This is a genomic window from Streptomyces sp. NPDC041796, from assembly GCF_055590785.1.
In genome coordinates this window covers 113,080-136,163 of sequence record NZ_JBVJAH010000002.1, presented here as the reverse complement: position 1 = coordinate 136,163, position 23,084 = coordinate 113,080, and the positions used below count along the sequence as shown (strand labels likewise).

At 74.8% G+C, this 23,084-nt stretch carries 19 protein-coding genes and 1 pseudogene; 7 read left to right on the top strand and 13 right to left on the bottom strand.

Going from position 1 to position 23,084, the window contains the following annotated elements:
* Positions 1-2 precede the first annotated feature (2 nt).
* The 6 genes and pseudogenes from ACZ6C1_RS03955 to ACZ6C1_RS03930 form a co-directional block, all read right to left on the bottom strand.
* Complete coding sequence (locus tag ACZ6C1_RS03955) at positions 3-680, bottom strand: response regulator (protein WP_469237393.1); 678 nt, start codon at positions 678-680, stop codon at positions 3-5.
* A pseudogene (locus ACZ6C1_RS03950) lies at positions 677-1,988 on the bottom strand (sensor histidine kinase). The gene ACZ6C1_RS03955 and the pseudogene ACZ6C1_RS03950 overlap by 4 nt, the downstream one beginning before the upstream one ends.
* 28 nt (positions 1,989-2,016) lie before the next feature.
* Positions 2,017-3,177 carry an acyltransferase family protein gene (locus ACZ6C1_RS03945; RefSeq protein ID WP_469237391.1) on the bottom strand — a complete coding sequence of 387 codons (1,161 nt, stop codon included), beginning with the start codon at positions 3,175-3,177 and terminating at the stop codon, positions 2,017-2,019.
* A complete protein-coding gene (locus ACZ6C1_RS03940; RefSeq protein ID WP_469237389.1) occupies positions 3,170-4,135 on the bottom strand; it encodes an alpha/beta hydrolase in 966 nt (321 codons plus the stop codon). The genes ACZ6C1_RS03945 and ACZ6C1_RS03940 overlap by 8 nt, the downstream gene beginning before the upstream one ends.
* A 483-nt stretch (positions 4,136-4,618) precedes the next feature.
* Positions 4,619-5,422, bottom strand: coding sequence for a DUF6585 family protein (locus tag ACZ6C1_RS03935; RefSeq protein WP_469237386.1), 804 nt, complete (start codon positions 5,420-5,422; stop codon positions 4,619-4,621).
* Between the two features lie 49 nt (positions 5,423-5,471).
* Positions 5,472-6,587 carry a M20 family metallopeptidase gene (locus ACZ6C1_RS03930; RefSeq protein ID WP_469238157.1) on the bottom strand — a complete coding sequence of 372 codons (1,116 nt, stop codon included), beginning with the start codon at positions 6,585-6,587 and terminating at the stop codon, positions 5,472-5,474.
* A 270-nt stretch (positions 6,588-6,857) separates the two neighbouring features.
* Between ACZ6C1_RS03930 and ACZ6C1_RS03925 the strand changes: the two genes are divergently transcribed.
* The 3 genes from ACZ6C1_RS03925 to ACZ6C1_RS03915 all read left to right on the top strand — a co-directional run bounded on the left by ACZ6C1_RS03925 (position 6,858) and on the right by ACZ6C1_RS03915 (position 9,040).
* Positions 6,858-7,754 (top strand): LysR family transcriptional regulator, encoded by an 897-nt coding sequence (locus tag ACZ6C1_RS03925; RefSeq protein ID WP_469237384.1) that lies wholly within the window; start codon positions 6,858-6,860, stop codon positions 7,752-7,754.
* Positions 7,755-7,905: 151 nt separating this feature from the next.
* Positions 7,906-8,586 (top strand): HPP family protein, encoded by a 681-nt coding sequence (locus ACZ6C1_RS03920; protein WP_469237382.1) that lies wholly within the window; start codon positions 7,906-7,908, stop codon positions 8,584-8,586.
* Between the two features lie 181 nt (positions 8,587-8,767).
* Positions 8,768-9,040, top strand: coding sequence for a hypothetical protein (locus tag ACZ6C1_RS03915; RefSeq protein ID WP_469237379.1), 273 nt, complete (start codon positions 8,768-8,770; stop codon positions 9,038-9,040).
* 26 nt (positions 9,041-9,066) lie between these two features.
* On the opposite strand, the gene ACZ6C1_RS03910 is transcribed toward ACZ6C1_RS03915, so the two are convergent.
* The 4 genes from ACZ6C1_RS03910 to ACZ6C1_RS03895 all read right to left on the bottom strand — a co-directional run bounded on the left by ACZ6C1_RS03910 (position 9,067) and on the right by ACZ6C1_RS03895 (position 13,587).
* Positions 9,067-11,541 carry a bifunctional serine/threonine-protein kinase/ABC transporter substrate-binding protein gene (locus ACZ6C1_RS03910; RefSeq protein WP_469237377.1) on the bottom strand — a complete coding sequence of 825 codons (2,475 nt, stop codon included), beginning with the start codon at positions 11,539-11,541 and terminating at the stop codon, positions 9,067-9,069.
* 68 nt (positions 11,542-11,609) lie between these two features.
* A complete protein-coding gene (locus ACZ6C1_RS03905; protein ID WP_469237376.1) occupies positions 11,610-12,206 on the bottom strand; it encodes a hypothetical protein in 597 nt (198 codons plus the stop codon).
* 153 nt (positions 12,207-12,359) lie between these two features.
* The gene (locus ACZ6C1_RS03900) at positions 12,360-12,584 is read right to left on the bottom strand and encodes a hypothetical protein (protein ID WP_469237374.1); all 225 of its coding nucleotides are present in this window, start codon (positions 12,582-12,584) and stop codon (positions 12,360-12,362) included.
* Between the two features lie 568 nt (positions 12,585-13,152).
* Positions 13,153-13,587: a hypothetical protein gene (locus ACZ6C1_RS03895; protein ID WP_469237372.1), complete on the bottom strand. Its 435-nt coding sequence runs from the start codon at positions 13,585-13,587 to the stop codon at positions 13,153-13,155.
* A 620-nt stretch (positions 13,588-14,207) separates the two neighbouring features.
* On the opposite strand from ACZ6C1_RS03895, the gene ACZ6C1_RS03890 reads away from it, so the two are divergent.
* Positions 14,208-14,549, top strand: a complete 342-nt coding sequence (locus ACZ6C1_RS03890; protein WP_469237370.1) for a MerR family transcriptional regulator — start codon at positions 14,208-14,210, stop codon at positions 14,547-14,549.
* Positions 14,550-14,999: 450 nt separating this feature from the next.
* Here the strand turns inward: ACZ6C1_RS03890 and ACZ6C1_RS03885 are convergent, their stop codons facing one another.
* The gene (locus ACZ6C1_RS03885; RefSeq protein WP_469237368.1) at positions 15,000-15,422 is read right to left on the bottom strand and encodes a winged helix-turn-helix transcriptional regulator; all 423 of its coding nucleotides are present in this window, start codon (positions 15,420-15,422) and stop codon (positions 15,000-15,002) included.
* Between the two features lie 89 nt (positions 15,423-15,511).
* Here ACZ6C1_RS03885 and ACZ6C1_RS03880 point away from each other — a divergent pair, with 89 nt between their 5' ends.
* Positions 15,512-16,357, top strand: coding sequence for an NAD(P)H-binding protein (locus tag ACZ6C1_RS03880; RefSeq protein WP_469237366.1), 846 nt, complete (start codon positions 15,512-15,514; stop codon positions 16,355-16,357).
* 68 nt (positions 16,358-16,425) lie between these two features.
* Here the strand turns inward: ACZ6C1_RS03880 and ACZ6C1_RS03875 are convergent, their stop codons facing one another.
* Positions 16,426-17,943, bottom strand: coding sequence for a hypothetical protein (locus ACZ6C1_RS03875; protein ID WP_469237364.1), 1,518 nt, complete (start codon positions 17,941-17,943; stop codon positions 16,426-16,428).
* Positions 17,944-18,267: 324 nt separating this feature from the next.
* On the opposite strand from ACZ6C1_RS03875, the gene ACZ6C1_RS03870 reads away from it, so the two are divergent.
* A complete protein-coding gene (locus tag ACZ6C1_RS03870; RefSeq protein ID WP_469237362.1) occupies positions 18,268-18,588 on the top strand; it encodes a hypothetical protein in 321 nt (106 codons plus the stop codon).
* Positions 18,589-18,716: 128 nt separating this feature from the next.
* Complete coding sequence (locus ACZ6C1_RS03865; RefSeq protein ID WP_469237360.1) at positions 18,717-19,802, top strand: Crystal protein ET79; 1,086 nt, start codon at positions 18,717-18,719, stop codon at positions 19,800-19,802.
* A gap of 82 nt (positions 19,803-19,884) precedes the next feature.
* Here ACZ6C1_RS03865 and ACZ6C1_RS03860 read toward each other — a convergent pair whose 3' ends face one another.
* The gene (locus ACZ6C1_RS03860; RefSeq protein ID WP_469237358.1) at positions 19,885-22,740 is read right to left on the bottom strand and encodes a helix-turn-helix transcriptional regulator; all 2,856 of its coding nucleotides are present in this window, start codon (positions 22,738-22,740) and stop codon (positions 19,885-19,887) included.
* Positions 22,741-23,084 lie beyond the last annotated feature (344 nt).

Sequence of the window (23,084 nt, the reverse complement as noted above, 5' to 3'; positions counted from 1 at the left end):
CTTCACGATCCGGACGGGCGGACGACTCCGGTCTCGTAGGCGAAGACCGCGGCCTGAGTGCGGTCACGCAGGCCCAGCTTGACGAGGATCCGGCTGACATGGGTCTTCACGGTCTGTTCCGCCACCACCAGGCGCTCGGCTATCTCCGCGTTCGACAGGCCGTGGGCGATCAGGGAGAGGACCTCGGTCTCGCGCTCGGTGAGACCGGCGACGCGGTCCTTGAGCGGCCCGCGCGGGGCATTGGTCATGCGGGAGAACTCGGCGATCAGGCGCTTGGTGATGGTCGGGGCCAGCAGGGCGTCGCCCCCCGCGACGACGCGCACCGCGTGGGCGAGCTCGGCCGCCGAGGCGTCCTTGAGGAGGAAGCCGGACGCGCCTGCGCGCAGGGCGTCGTAGACGTACTCGTCGAGGTCGAAGGTGGTGAGCACCAGCACCTTGACGGAGCTGCCCGGCTCCTCGGTGAGGCGGCGAGTGGCTTCGATACCGCCGATCCCCGGCATGCGGATGTCCATCAGGACGACATCGGGGGCCAGTTGCGCGACCTTGGCGATCGCGTCGGCCCCGTCCACGGCCTGGCCGACGACCTCGATGTCCGGCTCGGCGCCCAGGAGCACCGTGAAACCCTGGCGGACCATTGCCTGGTCGTCGGCGATCAGCACGCGGATGGTGGTCGTCGTCATGCGGGGTCCCCCAGGGGTTCGGCCGACGCGGGCTCGGTCGGCAGGATCGCGGTCACTTCCCAGCCGCCGTCCGGGGTCGGACCCGTGGCCAGGTCGCCGCCCAGCATCGCCGTGCGCTCACGCATGCCGAGCAGACCGTGGCCCGCGCCGGGTGAGGGCGCGACGGGCCGTTCGGGCGCGGTGTTGGTGACCCGGACGGAGACCCCGGACGGCAGGTAGGAGGTGTCCACCCGCACCGGCGCGCCCGGCGCGTGCCGCATCGCGTTGCTGAGCGCCTCCTGAACGATACGGCGGCAGGGGCCGGGGCCGGCCCGTGGTACCGGTGGTGACGGTGAGTCCGGCGGCGCGCACGCCGGCGAGCAGTTCGTCGAGCCGGTCGAGGCCGGGCTGCGGGGCGTGCCGGGCGTCACCGTCGACGGTCGGGTCCTCGGAGCGCAGCACGCCCAGTACGCGGCGGAGTTCGACGAGCGCGTCGACGGCGCTGCGCCGGATTCCCGCGAGGTTCTCCCTGAGTTCGTCGGAGGGGTTCTCGACGAGGTGCGGGGCGACTTGGGCCTGGATGGAGATGACCGACATGTGGTGGGCGACCACGTCGTGCAGTTCCCGGGCGATGCGCTGACGCTCCTCCAGCACGGTGCGCCGGGCCCGCTCCTCCGCGGTGAGTTCCTCCTGGGCCTCCAGTGCGCTGCGGGCCACCTGGCGGCCGCGCAGCGAGGCACCCACGACGACGGCGACGAGGAGGATCGCCACCGTGACCTTGCGGGCGTAGGGGCTGAGCCCGGAATCGTACACACCGCACGCCAGGGCCACGACCACGCTGATCGTCAGCACCTCGGCGGCGACCCGCGGTCGTACGCGCAGCGCCACCCCGCACAGCACCACGGCGTGCAGGGTGAGCCCGGTGGCGGTCCAGGGTCCGGGGTGCAGCGGTACGTCGGGCGCCTCCCAGGGGGCCGCGGTGGGCAGTTCGCGCGTACGGGCGATCCAGGCGACCGCGACCATGGCGAAGGTGGAGGCCCACCAGGCCGGAAGCGGCCGGAAGAGTACGGCGACGAACGCCGAGGCCTGGATCAAGGAGAGCAGGAAGCCCAGTTCCATTCCCATGCCGTAGCCGCCGGCGTACTCCTCGGCGTTGATGACGAGGGCGAGCGCCGCGCACACGACCATGAGCACGACGACGGCCGGGAGCCAGTCACCCATGGGGCGGGTAGGCCTGCCGTCGGCCGGCCACTGGGCGCCACCCGTCCAGAGGTCCCGGACCAGCGTGCGGGTCAGCGCCCGGACGCCCTTCACCGGTCGCTTTGTCATGTTCCCCCACGTGTTCACGGTCCCCACCCTAGGCATCGCGCACCGCCTTCGACGGGGCCGGACGCCCCTGAGCCACCAGCCGGCTGCCGGACGGACGCCGGGATTGTTCGTACGTACGGAAGGCCGACCAGCAGATCAGCAGTGCCGCCGCGAACAGCGGCAGCCACAGGAGCCGGGCGACGATCCAGCCGGCGCCGTCCGGAGGAGTGTGCAGGCCGGTCAGGGGCCGCCCCGCGAGCAGGCCGAGCGCGGTGACGGCGATCATGGCGGTCTGGTGCCAGAGGAAGACCGTCATCGCGCAGAGGTTCACCAGCGCGGCCGCGGCCCACACCGCCGGCCGCCGCAGGACCCGGCGCAGGGGGCCGATCAGCAGCAGAGCGGCGCCGCACTGCGCGACGCCGAAGGTGACGGCTGCGAGTGTAGGGGGGTTGAGGTTGGACATCGCGGCGCCGGGCACGCCGACCATGGAGGCCGGGTAGCCGGCGAGGAGGACCAGCCCGGCGGTGGCCGCCGAGCCGCCGAGCAGCAGACCCCAGCCGGCCCGCCGCCCCGGCAGCGCACGCGCCCAGGAGGCGCCCAGGCAGTACGGGACGAGCCACCCGGCGGCCACATTGATCCAGCCGAGCGCGGCCGGGCCGTCGAAACCGAAGCGGAACACGTCGACGTACAGCACGAGCGCGAGCGGCCACAGCGGATGGAGCCTGCGGACCAGCGGGGTCACGGCGGTCAGCGCCGCGAAGACGAGCAGGAACCACAGCGGGGACCACACCAGTTTGACGAGGGCCAGTACGGTCGTGAGGCCGACGCCGGAGGCCAGCGTGAGCACGGCGACGACCGCCCACAGCGCGAGGACGGCGGTGACGGGCCGCGACAGCCGCGCCATGCGCGAGCCGAGCCACCGGCCGTACGACCCGCCACGGGCGCGGGTGGAGTCGAGACCGCGCGCGGCCACGTACCCGCCCACCAGGAAGAAGACGGCGAGGGTCTGGAACGCCCAGGAGACGGGTGCGAGGTGCGGCATGTGCTGGAGCGGGCTCGCGGTGCGCACGGTGCCGCTGTCGGCGACCAGGGCGGTCACGAGCCAGTGGCCCAGCACCACGCCGAGGACGGCGAGGGCGCGCAGGGCGTCGACGGCCCGGTCGCGGCCGGGCGGAGTGGCGGATTCGATCCGCCGGACGAGGTCACGCAAGGCTCGTCCCCTTCCCGGCGACGATGCGGGCGATGTTCTTCAGGGACACGGAGCCCGGCGCGAGGTAGTCGCTGTGACCGCCGGCGCCCGCGTCGAAGACCCGCGCGCCGAATTCCCGGGCCATCGGGTCCGTCCCGAAGCCGGCCGTCACGCACGGCAGGGACAGCCGTACGTGGGGCACGTCGGCGATCCAGTCGTCGGCGCCCCGGCCCGCCCAGACGCGGGCCCTCGTGCGCAGGTGCCGCACGTGGTCGGTGCCCGTGCCGGGGCTGCCGTACAGCACGATGTCGGCGACGGGCAGGCCCGGCGCGGCGCGGGCGCAGACGACCGAGCCGTAGGAGTGGCAGAGCAGCGTGATGCGGGCGGCGGGTCTGGTGCCGTACAAGCCGTCGACGAAGGCGCGCAGTCCGGGTACGGCGTCCTCGGCCCGGCCGGGGGTGAGGGCGTCGGTGCTGACGGTGCCGGGCGTCTTGTAGCCCATCCAGGCGACGACGGCGGCCCGGCCGCCCGCCCCGCCCGCCCCGCCCAGTTCGCGCAGCAGTGCCTCGGCGCCGGTGCGGAAGCGGCCGTAGGTGTCCAGGCCGGTGTCCGCGCCCGGGACGAGGACGGCGATCCGCTCGGCGTGCGCCAGGTCGCCGAATACCTCGACGGTACGGCCGCCGTCCCGGCCGTCGAAGACGAGGAAGCGGCGGTCCGGTGCGGCCATGGACCGCAACGTGGCGGCCCGTCGCGTGGCGCCGTGCGCGGCGGCGGTGCGGGCGGCGGCGCGGATCCCGTCGCGGGCCGCGGCGTACCGTTCCGCCAGGGCCGCCGGGGCGGCGGACGTCAGAGGCCCGAGGGCGGAGGGAGCGGGTGCGGGCGCCGGGACCGCGGCGGGACGTGCGGCGCCCGACAGCGGCAGGGCCACGGAGGCGGCGACGAGTGCGGCGAGCAGGGTGCGGCGCGGGCGGGACGCCATGCGGAAGGTCCTTTCGTACCGGGGGTGTTGGGCTTTCCGGTGCCGAAATTAGTGATCATGTCCGCTGGTCGGCGTCCCTCCCGGGAGCGCACCTCGGGCGTAGCTCTGAAGTACTACAGGTAGGGGGCCCGGAACTTGGCGAGTGCCTCGCGCCGGTCTCCGCGGGCGGCATGGTCGGGCGTGGGCAGCCGGAAGACGGCCCTCCCCGGGGGATGGTCCTCCCCTCCCCCAACATGCTCAACGCCAGGGCGTTGACCTCGTGCTCGGTAAGGGGGAGTGGTTCACGGGCAGTTCCCGCGGTAGCGAGTGCAGGCGGGGCGGTACAGCGGTGGCATCGTGCGACCGGCGGGCGTGGCGACGTCCACCGGCCCTCACTGGGGCCCACTGCCCGTGCACGTCCTCTTGAGCCGGGTGCATGGGCGGCCGTAGGCCGGTGGCGCTCCGGACGCGTCCCATCTCCGGCCGCCCCCGACGGAGCGGGTGTCACCCGCGGTGGAGGTTGGCGGCGACGGTCAGGAACAGGAGGAGGTTCGGCACCGTCCTGACCCGTGCGTGCGCCCAGGGCTTGCGCCGCCCGTGCTCCCGGACGACCACGAACCCCGCGCGGACGTCGATCGTCTCGACGGCCGACCAGGGCAGCACCCCCCTGCGCCGGGTGGATATACCGCCGGCGTCCAGCGCGAACGGGCCGTGGCCGATCCTCCGCCCCGCCCGGACGGCCGCCCACGCCCGTCCGCACTGGGCACGGGCGATGGCCTCGGAGATCAGGGACGCCCACGTCCAGTGGTCCGCGAAGAAGTGGGTGATCCGCATCCTCGCGCCGTTGGGCGCCACCAGGGTGGACGTGTGGGCGCTCCTGAGCGGGGTCTGCGTCCCCTTGTAGGCGATCACCTCCTGGATCGTCTCCTGGTAATGGACCGCCTCGTCCCAGCGGACCGCGAACAGCCGCCCGGGGCCCATGTCCACGAGCAGGCCCTCCTCGAAGAGGTGCAGGCGCCGGCCACCCAGCTTCTTCCGGGCGTTGGGGCTGTTGAGCAGGGCGCCGACGGCCAGCACGGCGATGAAGAGGGGGTACAGCGCGATTGCCCAGGAGACCAGGAGCCACAGCAGGACGCCCCCGGTGGCGAGGCATGCGACGGCCGTCAAGGACGCGGCGACGAACAGTCCCCGGTGCTTCTCCCGCACGGCGACCTCCTTGCGCGGAAGGAAGGTGTGCTCGAGCCGGCCGAGGGACTTGCGGGCGGCCAGTCGCACGGCTTCGGGGGACGGGGGTGCCGGAACACTCATACCGGGCCTCGGTTTCCTGGGGAGACGCCCCTCGTCTCGAGGGGACGCCTCAGTCGGTCGTGTGATCGATGAGCCGGGTGACGAGCCGCGCGAGGAGACGGGCCCGGGGAACCATCCGCGCCACGTCGACGTACTCGCTGTCAGCGTGAGCCCCGGCGCCCACGCCACCCAGGCCGTCCAGCGTCGGACAGCCCACCGCGGCGGTCAGATTGCCGTCCGAGGCGCCGCCGACGGCCATCCCGCGCAACGGCCCCTGGCCCAGTTCGGCGGCGAGCCGGCAGGCCAGGGCGAACAGGCCCGCGGACGACTCCGGTTCCATGGGCGGCCGTTGCCTGCCGCCCAGCACCTCCAGGCGGGCCCCGGGCGTCCGGGCGGTGAGGCCCCGCATCAGGGCGTCGACCCGGTCCTGCGCCGCCGCGGTCGGCGCGCGCACGTCCACCGACACCCGCGCCAGCGCGGGGACCGTGTTGCGCGTGGTGCCGGCCGTCAGCAGGGTGGGCGTGACGGTCGTGGAGCCGAGGGCGGGCCCGCCGTCACCGGCCGTACCCGGCGACGCTCCGAGGCCGGCGACCGCCAGCACCTGATAAGCCGCCTCGACCGCCGCGTTGACCCCCCGGTGGGGGTCCTGACCCGCGTGCGCGGCCCGGCCGCGCACCACGACCTCGTACCGGGACGTGCCCTTGCGGGCGGTCTTCAGCGCACCCGACGCGTCCGCGGACGCCTCCATGACGAAGGCCGCCGCACAGCCGCGCGCGGCGTCCTCGATCAGCTGCCGGGACGTCGGAGACCCGACCTCCTCGTCCCCGTTGACCAGGACGCACACCCCGTCCGGGGAGGGCAGCGAGGCCAGCGCGTGGAAGAGCTGCACCAGGCCCGCCTTCATGTCCAGGACCCCGGGACCGCGAGCGATCCTGCCGTCCGACGACCAGGGGAGCCGCCGGAGCGAACCCACCGGCCACACCGTGTCGTGGTGCCCCAGAAGCAGCACCCGCGGAGTGCCGAAGACCCACCGCAGGTGGGTCGCACCCTCGATCACGATCGTCTCCGGCGCGACCCCCAGCAACCTCCTCCCCAGCGCCCCGACCACCCCGGCACTGCGCGCCACCGCCGCGTGATCGGCCGAGAAGGACTCGCAGGTCACAAGCTCCTCCAGATCGGCCAGCATCGCCGGCAGCACCAGTACACCCGACCGGGTCACCGGTCCCGCCCCGTCCCGACCCCACGACCCTCCACCACACAACTCCCCTCCGGTACGCGCCCCGTGGGGCGCCGAAGCGGCGAAGCGCGGCTCTTGCGGAGCGCCGCCGCGTGAACGACGGTAGGGCGACGGCCGACATGCCACCAGCGAAGGGTTCGCATGGGAGCCATGCGCACCAGGCATGGGTCGAGGGAAGACGACGACGGCCGGAGAAGCGTCCGGCGGCGGGGGAGGACCATGTTCGACGTCGACGCGCTGCGACTGCTCGTGGCGGTGGCCGAGAGCGGCTCGTTCACCAAGGCGGCGGTCCGGCTCAACTACACCCAGTCCGCGGTGTCCCGGCGGATCGCCGCACTGGAACAGCAGGCCGGGGGGCCACTGTTCGACCGGCTCCCACGGGGCGTACGGCTCAACCCCGCCGGCCGCACGCTGCACCGGCACGCCCTGGAGGTGTTCGACCGGATGTCGCGGGCCCGGCGGGAACTGGCCATGCTGCACGCCGGGCGCGGAGGACTGCTGCACCTGGGCGCGTTCGCCACCGCCAACGTCTCGCTGGTGCCCACCGCCCTGCGGGCGCTCGCGGCAGCCCGGCCGGACGTCGAGGTGGTCGCGGTCGAAGGCCCCACCGACACGCTGATGGCGCGCCTCGCCGACGGGGCGCTCGACCTCGCCGTGGTCAGCGACTACCCGTCCGGACTGCCCTCGGCAGAGGGCGTCACGACCAGCGCGCTGTGCGAGGACGAACTGCTCGTCGCGCTCCCGCGCGAGCACCGCCTGGCCGGACCCGGCCCCGTCGACCTGCGGGAACTGTACGACGAGGCCTGGGTCCAGAGCGCGTACGGAGACCGCCCCACCCTCCTCGCCGACGCCTTCGCCCGGGCGGGCTTCACGCCCAGGAAGATCATCCGCATCGCGGAGTGGACCGGCAAGTTCGGCTACGTGGCCGCCGGCCTGGGCGTGGCGCTCGTCCCCTCGCTCGCCACCTGGGCCGTCCCCGGCGAACTCGTCCTGCGCCGCCTCACCGACCCCGCCCTGCGCCGGACCGTCCATGTGGCACTGCCCACCGCCCCGCTGCCTGCGGCACTCGAGCTGCGGGACCTGCTGCGCGCCACCGCTGCCCCGACCGGACCGTGAACCCGGCCGGAACCCCCCGCCCGTGAGCACCCGGCCCGGCGGCGGACCGGCGCCCCCCCGGAAGCGCGCCGGGCCCGTCGGTAAAATCATCGGCGGACTGCGCCCGACCGACCGGGAAGGCGCAAGGTCAGCGCACTGTCGACCACAGCGCATGCTCCGCACGGCACCGACCGTTCCAGATCTGCCCCCGACCGGCCGTGTGCCGCCCGCCCCGGAGACCTTCGTGCTGAGTGCCGACCCCACGCTGCCCACCGAGACCCCCCGGCCCGCCCCCGCCCGTACGCCCCAGCGGAAGCGGATCGTGAAGGGCGGCGCCCCCGCCCGTACGCCCCAGCGGAACCGGATCGTGAAGGGCGGCGCCCCCGCCCGGCCCGCGCTCACCGGGGCGCTCTACAGCTTCACCGCCGCCACCACCGGCCTCCTCGTCCTCGCCGCGATCGGCGCGGTCATCCACGAGCCGGTACTGATACCCCCACTGGCCGCCAGCGCCGCCCTGGTGCACAGCGCGCCCACGCTGCCCCTCGCCCAGCCCCGCTCGGTCCTCGCGGGCCACCTCATCGGCGCCGCCGTCGGCTACACGGCGCTCGCCCTCGCCGGCAGCAGCCCATGGGCGGCGGCGGTCGCGGCGGGGGTCACCCTCGCCCTTCTGATGGTCGCCCGCGCCCCGCACTCCCCGGCCTGTGCGACCACCGTCGTCATCGTCCTCCAGACCCCTGAGGCCGGCCGGTTCGTCCCGCTGCTGACCGGCGCCGCGACGCTCCTGATCCTCGCCGAGTACGCGGCCTCCCGCCTCCGCCCCCGCGCCCCGAGGTACCCCACCTACTGGTGGTGACCCCAGCCCGGCCCGGCCGTGGCCCATGACCCACACTCACCCGATCGAGCGCCGGAGCCCACTGGCAGGATGGCAAGGGACAAGGCCAGGCCTGCGGCCGTGGCTTCGACGAGAAACCGGACGACGCGAGGAGCGCCCCGAAGTGACCGGCCTGCCGCGAGGGCCATGGGGAGTGCTCCTCGTGCTCGCGAACCTGCTCAGTTGCTACGTCGCCTACGGAGCGCTCGCCGCCCGGCCGCAGGGGGCGTGGGACGAGCAGACGCTGACGGGCGTCGAGTTCGCGTCGGCGCTGCTGGTCGTGCTCGGCGCCGGCGCCTTCCTGCTCGCCCTGCTCCCCGTGCGGCGGCGCACCCTCAGCCCCTGGTGGCCGGCGCCGTCCCTGCTCTTCCTGACGGTGGGCGCGGCACGCTGGGCGTACGTCGCGCTGGCCCATCCGCAGGGCCCCGGCGGCTGAGCGGCGCGGCGGCCCACCAGCGGCCGTCAGGGAGTGTGGGGGCCGCTCTTCAGGGTCTTCCAGACGCCGTCCTTCACCGTGTGCACCGTGAGCCGGCGGTTGACGGTGTCGCCGTACGCGTCGAAGGCCACGGGTCCCGTGAAGCCGTCGAAGGACACGCCCGCGACCGCTCCGGGCATCCTGGACCGGGCGTTGGGCGGGAGGGTGCCCCCGTTCGCCGCCGCCACGGCCTTCACCGCCTCGATGACGGCCCAGGTGGCGTCGTACGCGTACACGCCGTACGTGCCCGCGTCCTCCTGGTACCCCGCCGCCCGGTACTGGGCGAGGAACGCCGGCCCGCGCGCCAGTTCCTCGGCGGGAGCGCCGATGGAGGTGGCCAGGTCGCCCTCCGCCCGGGTGTTGCTCCGGAGGTACTGCGGGTCGAAGATGCCGTCGCCGCCCATCAGGGGGATGCCCGCGCCGGCCTCCTTGAGCCGCTGGGAGAGCGGTGCCGCGGTGGTGTAGTAGCCGCCGATGTACACGGCCTCGGCGCCCGATGCCCTGATCTTCACGGCGAGGGCGGTGAAGTCGCCGCCGCCGCTGCCGACGTGCTCGGTGCCGACGACGGTCCCGCCGAGGGCGCGGAACTCGCTCGTGAACCCGGCGGTCAGGCCGGCGCCGTAGTCGGAGCGGTCGTCGATCACGAACACCTTGGTCTTCCGGGCGTCCTGGTACAGGTACCGGGCGGCGTACGGCCCCTGGTCCACGTCCGTGCCGACGGTGCGGAAGTACGTCTCGTGCTGGCGGGTCCTGGTGCCGCCCGCCCAGTCGGGACCGTGCGTCAGGGCGGGGTTGGTGTTCGCGGGCGAGACGTTGACCAGACCGGCCTCGCCGAGGGGGCCCAGCATGGACGAGGCGACGGCCGAGTTGAGCGGCCCGACGACGGCCAGCACCTTGTCGTCCGCGACGAACCGGGTGGCGTTCTCCTGCCCCTTGGCGGGCTGTGCCGTGTCGTCGAGGGCCTTGATCTCGAACGTGACGCCGGGCACATGACGCGTCCGGTTGGCGGTCCTGACCGCCAGGTCGGCGGAGTTCTTGATACCTGCGCCGAGGAAGGACAGGTCGCCCGTGAGCGGTGCGTCGACACCGATGACGACCCTGGCTGCGGGCGATCCCGCGCCGCCTCCCGTGCCGGCGGCCCCGCCCGCGCCGCCGCTCTTGCCACCGCCCGGGGTGTCGCGGGTGAGGGTCCAGGTCAGAACCCCGGCGGCGAGGGTGGCCAGGGCGACGGCCAGGACGGCGGACCGCCGGCCCAGGGCACGCCGCCGGGCGGTGCCGCCCTCACCCCCCGGTCCTCCCGGGCGTACCGCACCGACCGACACCACGTCCTGGGGCGGGGGGATGGGAGCGGCCGGGGCGGTGGGCCGGTCGGGCAGGGGGACCCCCGCACCTCCGGAGGTGGGCGAGGCGGAGGCGTCCCCGGCCGACGGGTTCTCGTCGGGCTCCGGCTTCCCCACCGGCCCGGCCGCGGGGTCGAGTTCCGTGGGCGTGGGGGCGGTTTCCGTCACGGCGTCCGGTGCGGGTACGGGCTTCGGGACCGGTACGGGCTCCGCGGGCGATGCGGGCTCCGGGGCCGGCACGGGCAGTCCCGCCGCCGATCCATCCCGCGACCCGGGTCGCGACCCGGCGCCCGGCCCGGTGCCGCGCAGGACCGGGGCCAGGAGTTCCGCGGCCTCGGCGGCACCGGCGCGCCGCGCGGGGTCCTTGGTGAGGAGGGCGTCCAGGACGGGCGCCAGGGGACCGGCGTGGACCGGCGGCCGGTGGGGACGGGTGAAGACGGCGATGGCGAGGGCGTGGAGCCCGTCGGCGTCGAACGGCGGGTGGCCCTCGACGGCGTGGTAGAGCGTGGCGCCCAGCGCCCACAGGTCGTTGGCCGGTGTCGGGCGCTTGCCCTCCAGCTGTTCCGGCGGCATGTAGTGCGGGGTGCCGATGACGACCCCGCTGTGGCTGAGCTTCGTGGTGGCGTCCGCGAGGTGGGCGATGCCGAAGTCGGTGAGGACGACGCGGTCCTTGGTCAGGAGTACGTTGTCCGGCTTGATGTCGCGGTGGACGATCCGTGCCTCGTGCGCCTCGGCGAGCGCGTCGAGCATGGCGGAGCCGATCTCGGCCACCCGGTGCACGGGCAGCCGGCCCTGGTCACGGATCGCCGCGGCGAGGGACTGCCCGCGGACGAACTCCATGACGATGACGGGCGCGCCGTCGTGCTCCACGACGTCGTGGATCGTGATGATCCCGGGATGGCTCAGGGTGACCGCCGCCCGGGCCTCACCGGTGAAGCGCCGCAGCAGTGTGCTCCGGTCGCCGTCGTCCATCCCCGGGGGGAAGAGGATCTCCTTGATGGCGACTTCACGCCCGAAGAGCTGCTGGTCGACGCCCCGCCAGACCCGGCCCATGCCGCCCTGGCCGATCCGCTCGACGAGCTGGTAGCGCCCGGCGATGAGCCCGGGGTTGTCCTCTGTCACGCGCACACTCTAGGACCTGATCGGCCGATCGGGTGACGAACCCGGGCCCGTCCGGACTGCGGCGACGTTCACGAGGTGGCGGGAGTGTGGGGTGGGGGAGGGGGCGGGGGCGGCGGAAAGGGCGGCCGGGGCGGGACGCGGTGGCGGGTCGGGGCCGCCGCCGGAAGGGGCGGGGGTGGCGGGGGCTCCGACGGAGGCCGGGTGCGCTGCCGCGGCGGGAGCCGGTCCGGGGCCGGGGGCGGCGACGCGGGCGGCGGAGGGACGGGCGGTTCGACGGCCGGCAGCAGCGGCCCTCCCGCACGCAGCCGTTCGACGGTCAGCCCGGCGCGGCGACGCGCCCGCGGATCGTCGTCACGCTCGTACCGCAGCCGGATCCCGGCGAACCCGAGGTTCTCGACGGCCGACAACCGGTAGCCCAGGGCGTCGGCGATCTCGTCGATCCGGCGCCGCTCTGCAGCACCGACCCCACCGGGCAGCAACTCCACGTGCGCGCGCCCGTCGAAACGCGAGCGCACCTCGTCGTCCTCCACCGTGCCCCAACTCCCCTCCACCACCCGGCAGCCGGTCGCCACCCCGCCTTCCGGCCCCCGATCGTCCCACACGCAGACGCCGTTGCCGCGGACGGCCGCCCTCGCCCAGCCGCGGGGACGGGTCGGTCCGGTCACGCGGGCGAGGACCCGGCACAGCCATGGGAGGTCCGGTACGACGAGCCCGGGTCATGCGTGAGCGCCGCCCGTCCGGCCCGGACACGTCGTGGCGTCCGGGCCCGGCAGGTTTCCTGTCGGCCGTTGGTCCCGAGCGCAGGTCGGCCGGGACCGTTACAACAGGGCGGTCACGCTGTCTTTTATCGACGCCACATCCGCCGCGACGGCGGCTGTCGTGTGGACGCCCGGCGCGATGAAGCCCAGCCAGCGCAGAAGGAGGTTCGGGCGGGGCTCGTCCCGGGCGAGTTCCGCCTGGACCTGCTCCCCGGCCTCGACGAGCTGAGGTCCGTCCTCGTAGTGCTCCGAGTTCCGGCGGAGCTCGTCCAACAGCCGGTCCACCGCGACGCGCAGTTCCTCGACGGCCGCTTCCCGGTCGGCCGCGGGCGCCGGGCCGTGACGGTGGAGTGACCTACGGCGACCGTGCTCCGGTCGATCCGCATGTCACGACCCGCTTCGATTTTGCTGCTGTGGCTCGCGCTGCCCTGGTCCCTGTGTTCCGACATCACGTCACCTCCGTTGAGCGGGCTGCGCCGTTCTCGGCGGGGCGCTGCTTCCGGCCCGGACAGTGGAGCGGTTGATGGAGATGTCCCGACCCGCGAACAGGCCGGTGTTGTATATCGTCGTCTGCCGCTGAATCAGTTCATGGGTATCGATGTTGTAGTCCTCCATGAATTGAACAGCGCAGCGGCGACACAGGCGCCGGGAAAGAGCTTTTTGGGCACGCGATTTGTTGGTGCTTCAGCCAGTGCTGATCGATCGCAACGGTGTGGGCGCCGGACCGCGCCTATCCGCGTCCCAACGCCGGGCGCCCGGAGAGCTCTCCTGCCGGCGCGGCCGTACTCGGTGGTATTTTCGGCCCTCCGGGCCGGAACCTTCCGTGTCGCGGACGGTGTGGCGGGTTCCGTTCTCAGCCAGCGCTGCTGTCGAACGTCCGGGCGGCCAGTCGGTGGGCCTGGCGTACGAGCGCGCTGAAGAGCAGGAACACCGGCAGGGCGGTGCCCGTGCTCAGCGTCTGGCCGCGGAAGCGCTCGTCAAGGACGAACAGCCATATGCACACCGCGAACGGCATGAGCACCGACAGGGCGATCCACACGAGGTTCAGCAGCCCCCAGCCGTGCTGGGCCAGGTCCCCGTGCACCGGGTTCCCGCCCGGGGCCAGTCGCCGGAAGCCGGCCGCGGCCGTCAGGGCGAGGACCGCGCTCAGCGCGGCGATCACCGCGAAGGCGGTTCTGAACGGCCCTCCCCACAGGACGCACACCACGCTCAGGGCGATGAACGCCGCCCCCAGGCCCGTGTAGGCCCGTGCCACCGAACGCCAGCCCTCCACGTCGAAGCCCGCCACGGGGTCCCTCCCTCGGAGTCAGGGCCACAGTAGGGCCGGCCCCACGCCATGACCAGGGCGCGAGGGCCGGGATGGCCGGATACGGGCAGCGGCAGACTTTCGGCGTCGGCGGCCGACGTATTCTCCCCTCGGCCTCTGCAGAAAATCTGTCGTGGCCGGTGTAGACATTGCTTCGGGTCGGGGCTAAGGTCGTGTCCGAAGCCACGAGATCCAGTAAGGCGCGGCAGAGACGAACTGCCGCGCACGCAGGAGCGGCACGGCGGCGGAGCGGTGGGGCCGGAAGGTAAGCAGGGTCCCCTCGCTGGCCGCCGGGCCGGGCGGCCCACGGGGTCGTGAGCAGTACCCGCGTTTCCAGCAGCACGAAAGAAGAAGGAGGCAGACGCCATCAGAGGATCGCCCGGGTGAGGAAGCTTCACCGCCCGGGTACCGCAAGACCCCGGATTGGAAGGTGGTCCCCGGTCACGCAACCGCGATCCCCGCACGCCCGGCCTCCCGGCCGGAGCCGCGGAACAAGAACGCCGGCGCAGCAGCAAGCCGGCAGATGGTGTTGAAATCCCTCGGGGCCCTGGTTGCCGCATGGCGACCAGGGCCCCTCGACCGCGTTTCCCAGGAAGGTGCAGATGATCAAACACGACCCGCTCGACCGTCTCGACGACGACTACCCCGCCTACACCATGGGCAGAGCCGCCGAGCTCCTCGGCACCACCCCCGCGTTCCTGCGCGCCATAGGGGAAGCCCGGCTGATCACCCCGCTCCGCTCCGAAGGCGGACACCGCCGCTTCTCCCGCTACCAGCTGCGCATCGCCGCCCGCGCCCGCGAACTCGTCGACCAGGGCACCCCCGTCGAAGCCGCTTGCCGGATCGTCATCCTCGAGGACCAGCTCGAAGAAGCGAAGCGCATCAACGAGGAACTGCGCCACGCCGCCGCGGCCCAGCGGCCCCGCCGCACCGCGGACACCTGAACTGGCCCGCGTCCCGGCCGCCCGCCTGCGCGGCTCCCCCGCGTCACTGTCCCGCTCGGTGACCACTGAAGCGATGGAGGCCCGGATCGCGCCGCCGACGCCCGCCGGTCCGCCCCCCCCGAACTGCGACGATGCCCCCCGTTTCTCGAACGGAGGGCATTTGTTCGTCTCCTGCGAGTGGGCGCCCGGTCGGCCGCCCGGCCCCGTCGGGGTTCCTGCACGACGACGTCCTCGGCGACGCCCCGCCCTCGCCCGCCACCCGTGTCGCGATCCCGATCGACGCCGGGGTGTTCCGGCGCATCCGCGTCCGGCTGCCGGGCCGGCGGCACCCCTCGGACGCGGGACACGCTAGGTGACCCCGCGTCCCACAAGCACGCGGGCACGGCGGCACCGGGTCGTCCCGTGCCCGGGACGGCCGCCCGGGCCCGCGCGGGACCGCGGGCCGTACCGTCAGTGGATGTCGTGGCCGGGATGGGCACGGTCGTACGCGTGCCGTGCCTCGGCGATCACGGCACGGTGGGCGAGCGACCAGTCCGCGAGCGCCTTGACGAGGTGGGTGAGGCCGGCTCCCGTCTCGGTCAGGCGGTAGTCGACCTGCGCCGGGACGGTCGGGTACACGGTGCGCAGGATCAGGCCGTCGCGTTCGAGCCTCCGCACCGTCAGGGTCAGCATGCGCTGGGAGATGCCGTCGATCGCGCGCTGCAGCTCGCGGAACCGGCGTGGTCCGCCCGCGAGTTCGACGACCACGAGCACCGACCACTTGTCCCCGATGCGGTCCAGGACGTCGCGGATGCCGCAGTCGGGGTGGTCCGCGCGTCCGCAGGGGTCGAGTGCGGCGGGGGTGGTGGTTACCCCGGTGTGCGTGGGTGACATCGAAGTGCCTTCTTGTCGGTGCGGGGGGTGCGGTCAAGGATCAAGCGTAGTTACCGATGAGAACCACACGACGGAAGACGACGGTAGACATGATCTTGGTGACAGGGGCGAACGGGAACCTCGGCTCGGCCACTCTCGCGGCGCTGCGCGCCCGCGGCACGGTCGCCTCGGGCGGCAGCCGCACACCGGACGAGGGACTGCGGCGGCTCGACTTCGACGACCCCGCGGGCCTCGACCTGACCGGCGTGTCGACCCTGGTGCTGATCTCCGCCGGTTACGCCGAGGACGACCAGGTCGTCGCACGGCACGCGGCGGCGCTGGACGCCGCCGTACGCGACGGCGTCCACCACGTCGTCTACACGAGCCTGGCCGGTGCGGGCGACCACCTCGGTTTCGCCCTCGCGCACCGCGCCACCGAACGCCTCGTCCGGGCAAGCGGATTGCCCTGGACGATCCTGCGCAACGGCCTCTACGCCGAACTCTTCGGCGGGCTTTTGATGTGGACCGACCAGGGGGTGGAGTCCGCGTTCGGCGACGGCGCCCTGAGTGCGGTCGCGCGGGAGGATCTCGCCGAGGCGGCGGGCGTCGTCGCGTCGCACCCGGCACGGCACGCCGGACGCGTGTACGACCTCGTCGGTACGCCGGTCACGGCGGACCGGGTGGCCGGCCGGCTCGGCGTACCGCACCGCTCCATCAGCCTGGCCGAGTACCGGCGCAGACTCCTCCACGAGACGCCCGGCCTTCTGCCGTTCCAGCCGCCCATGCTTGCCTCGATCGCCACGGCCGTCCGGCACGGCTTCCTGGACGGTACGGGTCCCGACCTCACGACCCTCCTGGGCCGGCCGGCCCGCGATCCCCTTGCCACGGCCGTCGCCGCCGCGTCCGCAGCCAGGCCGGCAGCAGGCGTCCGGGCCGGTACGGCAGGCGTCCGGTGACCGGGCCGGTGGGGGAGGGGTGCGGAATGCGGGTGACGAGCCGCCGCCGGTCATGGACGGTGACGCCATCAGTGGCGGGGCAGGAGGCGGGACATGGCGGAGGGCGGCAGTGACGGGTTGGCCGCCGCCGAGAGGGCCGTCTGCCAGTCCGCGTCGTTGAGGAGGGCGGCGACGAGCGGAGGGGGGAGCGTCGGGTGGGCGGCGGCCACCGGCCTCGTCCGCGTGTCCTCCAGGCAGGGGAGGAGGGCGGCGGCGGTCGCATGACGGTGGCGTGCGATCTCACGGAGGGCCTTGCGCACCGGGGGTTGGCGCCCGGCCAGGTCTTCGAGCAGCGCCGGGGGCGCGTCGGGGTTGGCGGCCACCGCGGCCGTGACCCGGTCGCCGTGCCGGTGCACCATGGCACGCAACCGGGCTTCGGGGAGGCCCGGGTGTCCGGCGACGGAGGCGACGACCTTCGCGTCGGGATCGGCGGCCAGCATGTCCCGCACGTCCGCCGGCAGATCGCGCCGCTGCGCCACGAGCATCCGCACGGCCGGGTTGCCGGAGCGGGCCAGTTCTCCGACCTCGGCCGGTGACGCGGCGGCGATGCGTGGCAGCGGTGCGGCGGGGAGCCGGACCGTGTCCGCGAGGCGGTCGAGGACGTCGAGCGGCACGCGCGGGTGGTACGCCGCGGCGCGTCGTACGGCCGGGTCGCGGTCGGTGGCCGGCACGCGTACCAGGGCGTCGTCGAGCACGGCGTTCGCGGCGAGTTCGGCCCGTACCCCGGCGACGGGGTCCGCGACGAGCCGCCGGCACACCTCGGCGGGCAGGTCCGGACGGGCCGCGAGCGCCTGGCGCAGCAGCCGGGACGGGTGATCGGCCAGGGCGGTGACGGCGTGCGCCGGAGTGGCAGGGTTCCGGAGCGCCGCCAGCCGTATGACGTGCACGGCGGACTCGTGGGAGCCGTCGCACGAGGAGCCCGGCAACAGGTCGCCGCGGGGCCGCGAGCCGCGCGGATCGTGGACCGACGGGCTCTCCTCGCGGTCGCAGACCGGGCACCGCTCGAGGGGAGGCAGGCCGTCGCCGGTCACCAGCGCCGCCAGTACGGCCGCGGGCGCCGCCTCGTTGGCCGCCACCGCGCGGCGCACATCGGCATGCGGATGCGCCGCCAGCTCGGCCGTCCATCCTGACGTCGTCCACAGTGCCAGCTCCACGACCACCCCGAGCTCCGCGTCCGTGGCGAGCGACTCGACCACGTCGGGGGGCAGATCGGGGCAGGCGGCGAGCCGCTCCCGCCGCGCGACGACCGGATCGGTCACCAGGACGCGAGCCCACCACGATGCGCCGGCACCCCTGTCGAGCAGGGCGAGGGCCGCATCCGGCCGGGTCACCGGATCGATGTCGGCGGCGGTCAGCCGTCCTCCGTACGCGAGGGGCACCGCGCTCTCCTCGACGCGGGCGACCAGCGCGACCGCCTGGTCATGGGTGAGGTCGGCGCGCCGGGCCAGCGCATCGGCGACGTCGGTGTCGGCGGCGGCGACCAGCCGGTCCACCAACTCCGCCGGCAGCGCCGGGTTCTCGGCGAGGCCGCACAGGAGAACGTTCACGGCGGGCATCATGCCGCGCCCGCACGCCGCGCCGCGCGCCGATTTCCGGTGACGCGGTGACGCGGTGACGCGGTGACGCGGTGAAGCCGTGCGGCCCTTGGCTGTTCAGTGGTGCGGCGCGTGCGGCGTGTGCGGCCGTGGGCGCCGGGTTGCGGCGGCGCGGTGGGGCCGGCGACGGAAGCGGCCGTCGTCCGGCGCCCGTCGGCGCGCCCTGTCGCCTGAGTTCGTGGATTTCCACGATGCCCCGCCCGCACCGCCCACGACAGTCTGGTGCCCGGGCAAGCGCCCCGCACCTTCCACCCCTCGCAGAGCCGGGAGTCACCCATGCGCATCACCACCATGGCGGTCGCCTCCGCCCTCGCCGCCGCCACCGTCGTCGGAGGCCCCGCCGTCGCGAACGCCGCCGACACGGACGCCGGTACCGGCGCCGGTGCCGCCACCGTGAGCGGAACGCACGCGACCACCGACCGTACCGCAGCGCCCTCCGCGCTCGCCGGATGGCGGGAAGGCCCGTACAGCGACCCGGAGATCGCCGCGGCCGCCGCGCAGCTCACCATCGGCATCGGCCGGGCGACCGCGTACTACCTGGTCCAGGTCTGGGACACCGTTCGGCAGACCACCAACTGGTGGATCCACTACACGTGAGCCGCACCGCTGCCGTCCGTGACGCGCATCGTTCCACCGCAACCGCAACCGCAACCGCAACCGCAACCGCAACCGCAACCGCAACCGCAACCGCAACCGCAACCGCAACCGCACACCGCTTCCACCCCATGCGAAAGGCAACCGTGAACACCAACACGCCGTCACCCGCCGCCCGCGCCCCGCGCGGAGCCGCGAGGGTGATCCTCACCGCGATGCTCGCCCTGGCCGGGGCTGGGGCCCTCGCGTCCCCGGCCGCCGCCCACCCCGTCCAGGAGGACGTGCCGCGGGGCCGGCCCGCCGCGGCCGTGTCCCCGCCGGACGCCCAGGCCGCCCGCAGCACCCGGGTGGTCTTCGACAACCAGACCGCCGGCGGGATGCAGCGCGTCCAGGCGGAACTCCAGCACGGTTGTTGGACGTCCCTGGTGCCCGAGTACGTCCCCGGCCACCGGGCGGGCCAGTGGGAGAGCGAGTCCTGCGGCATGATGACGGGGACGGAGGGGCGGGCCTCGTTCTCCGTGCCCGGCGGCGAGGTCGCCGTCCACTGGAACAACCCGTACGTCGGCAGCAACAGTTACGACTGCACCGCACCGTCCGGTTACCGCTGTGTCAAGGACTCGTCGACCGGCGGCGGGAACAACGCCACCGTCCGCTTCCGGCTCTCCGGCGGACCGGCCGCGGCCGCCCGGTCCACCACCGGCGCGTCGGCCCCGGCGCCGTCGGCCACGGTCGCCTCCGCGCCCGCCACCATCGCCTCCGCCCCGGCCCCCTCGGCCACGGTCGCCTCCGCCCCCGTCCGGTCCGCCGCCGTTCCGCCGGCTGCCGCCCCGGCGGCCGGGCCAGTTTCCGCCCTGGCGGGGCCTCCGGTGGCCCAGGCGGCCCGCAGCACGCACGTGACGTTCAACAACCACACCGACCGGCTGATGCTCCGCACCGACGCGCGTCTGGCGTGGGGCGTGTGGTCCGCCAACCAGTACCCGCCGGAGTCCATCCCCCCGGGCAACACCCGCTCCTGGCAGAGCGAGTCCGAGGGGTTCGCGACCGGGACCGAGGGCGAGGCGACGTACCTCCTCCAGGGCGTCGGCCACGTCAGGATCAAGTGGAACAACCCCTATGTGGGGAGCAACAGTTACGAGTGCTCCGCGCCCGCCGGTTACCAGTGCAGGCGGTCCGGTGGCGGCGGTGACAACGCCAGCCCGGTGTTCACCCTCTCCTGACCGTACGGTGCCCCTCCCCGCCCGGAACACGGCGGGGGAGGGGCCCGAGCGCACGTGCCGTGAACGTGCCGTGCCTGCGAGGTCAGCCGGGCGGCGGCGTCGCGGCCGGCTCCGCCTCCCGGGCCAGTACGGGCGCGAGCTGCGCCCGCCGCGTCACGCCCAACTTGCGGTACGCGCTGGTCAGATGGGTCTCCACGGTGCGGCGGGTGAGGTGCAGCGCGGCGGAGATGTGGGCGTTGGTGTGTCCCGCGGCCGCCAGTTCCACCACCCGCCGCTCGGCGGCGGTCAGCGCCGGACAGCCGGTCATGGCCCGGGGCCGGCCGCGCACCCGCCCCTCGCGCAGGGCCTCCTCCACCACACCGAGGAGCCGGCCGGAGAGGACCGGCGGGGCGCCGTTCACTGCACCGCCGCCGGGTGCCGGGGCGGCGTTCAGGGCACGCCCGTCAGGTGGCGGGGCGTCGTTCTCGGCGCCGCCGCCGGGTGCGGGGGCACCGTTCACTGCACCGCCGCCGGGTGCCGGGGCGGCGGTCCCGCACAGCCGCGCCGCCACGGCGTGCGCCTCGCGCAGCGCGTCGCGGCCCTTGCGGCCGTTGCCCGCCTCGATGTGGGCCCGCCCCAGGTCCACCAGCGTCTCGGCCAGCTCCACGGGCGCCGGGCCGGAACGCAGCGACTCGGCGGCCTCGGTCAGCGAGTCGAGGGCCGACCGCCCGCCCACCGCCGCGGCGTGTGCCCGCAGCGCCCGGCCGACCGTCCGGGGGGTCCCCCAGGTGCGGGCGTGGCGCAGCTCCTCCTCGGCGAGCTCGCGCGCCTCCCGTCGCCGCCCGAGCCGTACCAGCGCGAGCGCCGCACCGGAACGCCACGGGGTGGCCACCGGGCTGACGAAGTCACGGGCAGCCTGGCCCGCCCCGCACGCCAGGTGGTCCTCGTACGCCGCCGCCCAGTTGCCGTCCGCCGCGTGCAGCAGCGCCCGCGCGTACCGGAGCTCGTTCCACTCCCAGGAACTGTCGGCACCGGACGGGCCCGGGCCGGCGAGGACCTCCCACGCCTCGGCGCGCCGACCGGCCTCCGAGTGGGCGGTCGCGACCATCGCCACCAGGTGCGGCAGGCGTACGCCCTGTCCGGCGGACGCCTCCACCAGAGGGGCGTTCTCGGCGACGACCCGGGAGAAGTCCCCCGCCCACAGGGCCGCCTCGGCCCGCACGCTGAGCAGGCACTGCACGCCGGCGTCCGTCAGGTCCGGGGGCGTGGGCGCCGCCGGCAGACACGCGTCCGCGAGCGCGCGTGCCTCGTGCAGGTGGTCCGCCCACTGCAGGAGGGTCGCCGCGCTGCCCAGCCAGGCGGTGCGCAGGCGCGGGTCCACCGGCGCCGCGAGGCGCGTCCGTACCCGCCCGACCGCCTCGGCCGCCGAACAGAGCCCGGCGCCCGCCTCGTACTCGGTGATCAGACCGCACACCAGCGGCTCGATGGTCACCGGTGCCGTCGGCGCCAGGGCGTGCAGCCGGGCGACGGCGCTGCGCCACGCCACGGCGTCGTGGGACGAGATGAGCGCGCCGAGGGTCTGCAACACCTGGACCAGCTCGTCGTCGTCCGCGCCGCGGCTCGCCTGGTGCAGGACCCGCAACGCGGTGTCGGTGCGGCGGCCCGCGACGAGGGCCGCGCTGAGGGCGGGCGCCGCGGCGGCCCGTTCCCGGACGTCGGTGTGCAGTTCCAGCCCGGTGCGTAGCCTGCGGATGCCGGCGGCGGCACTGTGCGGGAGCTCCAGCGCGCCGAGCCGCAAGGTGAGGTCGGCCCGCCGGTCCGGGGGGTGCGGGCCGCTCAGCGCGTGGCGCAGATACGCGGTGGCCTCCGCGACACGACCGGCGCCGGCGGCCTCCTCCGCGGCCTCGGCCAGCGAGCGGGCCATCCAGCCCTCGCCGGGCCGGTCGACGCGCAGCAGCCGGGACGCCACGGTCGTCGCGGGTGCCCCGCTCTCGTCGAGCAGCCGGGCGATGCGCGCGTGCAGGGCGGCGGCCTCCCGGGGTTCGGCGGCGGCGAGGACGGCCTCCCGCGCCAGGGGGTGGCTCAGGATCCGGCCGAGACTGCGCACCGAGCGGGCGCTCGGCGGACGCCCGTGCGGGCAGAGGTCCGCGACCTGGTCGAGGAGACCGGGCCCGTCGGGAGTCCCGCCGTCGGCCGCGACGGCGAGCGCGAGGCACACGTGGCGCGAGCGCGGATCCGCCCGGTGCCGGAGCCAGCCGGTGATGGTCTCGCGGTAACGGCTGCGCGCGGGGCCGGACGGCGGGCGGGGGAGCGGGCCGTCCCCGAGGTCGGCCACGAGCGCCCGCACCAGGGCCGGATTGCCCGCCCCCGCCTCGACGCAGGTCGCGGCCTGTTCCTCGGTCAGCCCGGCGGCGCGGGCGATGCGGGTGACGGCCGGCGCGCCGAGCGAACGCAGGCGGACGGTCGTGCCCGTGGCGGGCGGCAGGGGCGTCGGCGCGGACTGGTCGAGGCACTCGGTCAGCACCAGCAGCACGGGGAGGCCGGTGATGCGGCGCGCCAGGTAGCCGATCCAGCGCCGCGACGGCTCGTCCGCGTGGTGCAGGTCGTCCACCGCGAGCAGCACCGGCCGCTCGGCCGCGGACCGGGCCAGGCACGCCACCAGCCGGTGGAGGACGAGCTGTTCGTCCGGTCCGGCCGGTGCCGAGAACGGTACGGCGACGTCGTCCGAGAACACCTGCCGGACCAGCCCGAACGGGAACCCCGCCTCCTCCGGTACGCAGCGCGCCCGCGCGACCCGCATGGTCCCGCCGGCGGACTCCCGCCGTACGATCGCGTCGAGTGCGGCGGTCCTGCCCATCCCGGCCGCCGCCGCCATCAGCACCCAGCGTCCCTCGCCGGCGCGGGCGGCGGTCGCGGCCGCCGCCGCCGTGCCGAGCACTTCGTCACGCTCCACAAGCACCTGTCACGTCCCCCTTCGATTACCCGAGCGGTTCTCGCGGGCACCCGTTCGTCCACTGGTCAGGTGGGCGGGCTCCGGTGGGAAATCATGGCGGGCCGACGGCTGCCGGTGGGCAGGGCGTCGGCCGGATCGACCGGACGGCGCCGGTCGCGGCCGGGTCCCGGCGCCGGGTCTCACCGCCGGTTCCCCCGCACAGCACCGCGGCGAAGGCCCACGTGCCACGGGGCGCCCCGCTGCCGGCGCGGGTCGCCGCCGAACGGCCGAAACTTGTCGTGCCCACGGGAGGGACCGCGTGGTCGCTCGCCGGGGCGCTGCGGCCGCTCGCGGGAACTCCGGGGCGCCGC

What these genes read in the sequence shown, in the direction of transcription:
- ACZ6C1_RS03885 (WP_469237368.1), bottom strand. Translation starts at nt 15,422, where the DNA reads ATGTCACCCACGCACACCGGGGTAACCACCACCCCCGCCGCACTCGAC.
- ACZ6C1_RS03920 (WP_469237382.1), top strand. Translation starts at nt 7,906, where the DNA reads ATGCTCCGCACGGCACCGACCGTTCCAGATCTGCCCCCGACCGGCCGT.
- ACZ6C1_RS03880 (WP_469237366.1), top strand. Translation starts at nt 15,512, where the DNA reads ATGATCTTGGTGACAGGGGCGAACGGGAACCTCGGCTCGGCCACTCTC.
- ACZ6C1_RS03925 (WP_469237384.1), top strand. Translation starts at nt 6,858, where the DNA reads ATGTTCGACGTCGACGCGCTGCGACTGCTCGTGGCGGTGGCCGAGAGC.
- ACZ6C1_RS03940 (WP_469237389.1), bottom strand. Translation starts at nt 4,135, where the DNA reads ATGGCGTCCCGCCCGCGCCGCACCCTGCTCGCCGCACTCGTCGCCGCC.
- ACZ6C1_RS03870 (WP_469237362.1), top strand. Translation starts at nt 18,268, where the DNA reads ATGCGCATCACCACCATGGCGGTCGCCTCCGCCCTCGCCGCCGCCACC.
- ACZ6C1_RS03890 (WP_469237370.1), top strand. Translation starts at nt 14,208, where the DNA reads ATGATCAAACACGACCCGCTCGACCGTCTCGACGACGACTACCCCGCC.
- ACZ6C1_RS03935 (WP_469237386.1), bottom strand. Translation starts at nt 5,422, where the DNA reads ATGAGTGTTCCGGCACCCCCGTCCCCCGAAGCCGTGCGACTGGCCGCC.
- ACZ6C1_RS03955 (WP_469237393.1), bottom strand. Translation starts at nt 680, where the DNA reads ATGACGACGACCACCATCCGCGTGCTGATCGCCGACGACCAGGCAATG.
- ACZ6C1_RS03930 (WP_469238157.1), bottom strand. Translation starts at nt 6,587, where the DNA reads ATGCTGGCCGATCTGGAGGAGCTTGTGACCTGCGAGTCCTTCTCGGCC.
- ACZ6C1_RS03865 (WP_469237360.1), top strand. Translation starts at nt 18,717, where the DNA reads ATGCGAAAGGCAACCGTGAACACCAACACGCCGTCACCCGCCGCCCGC.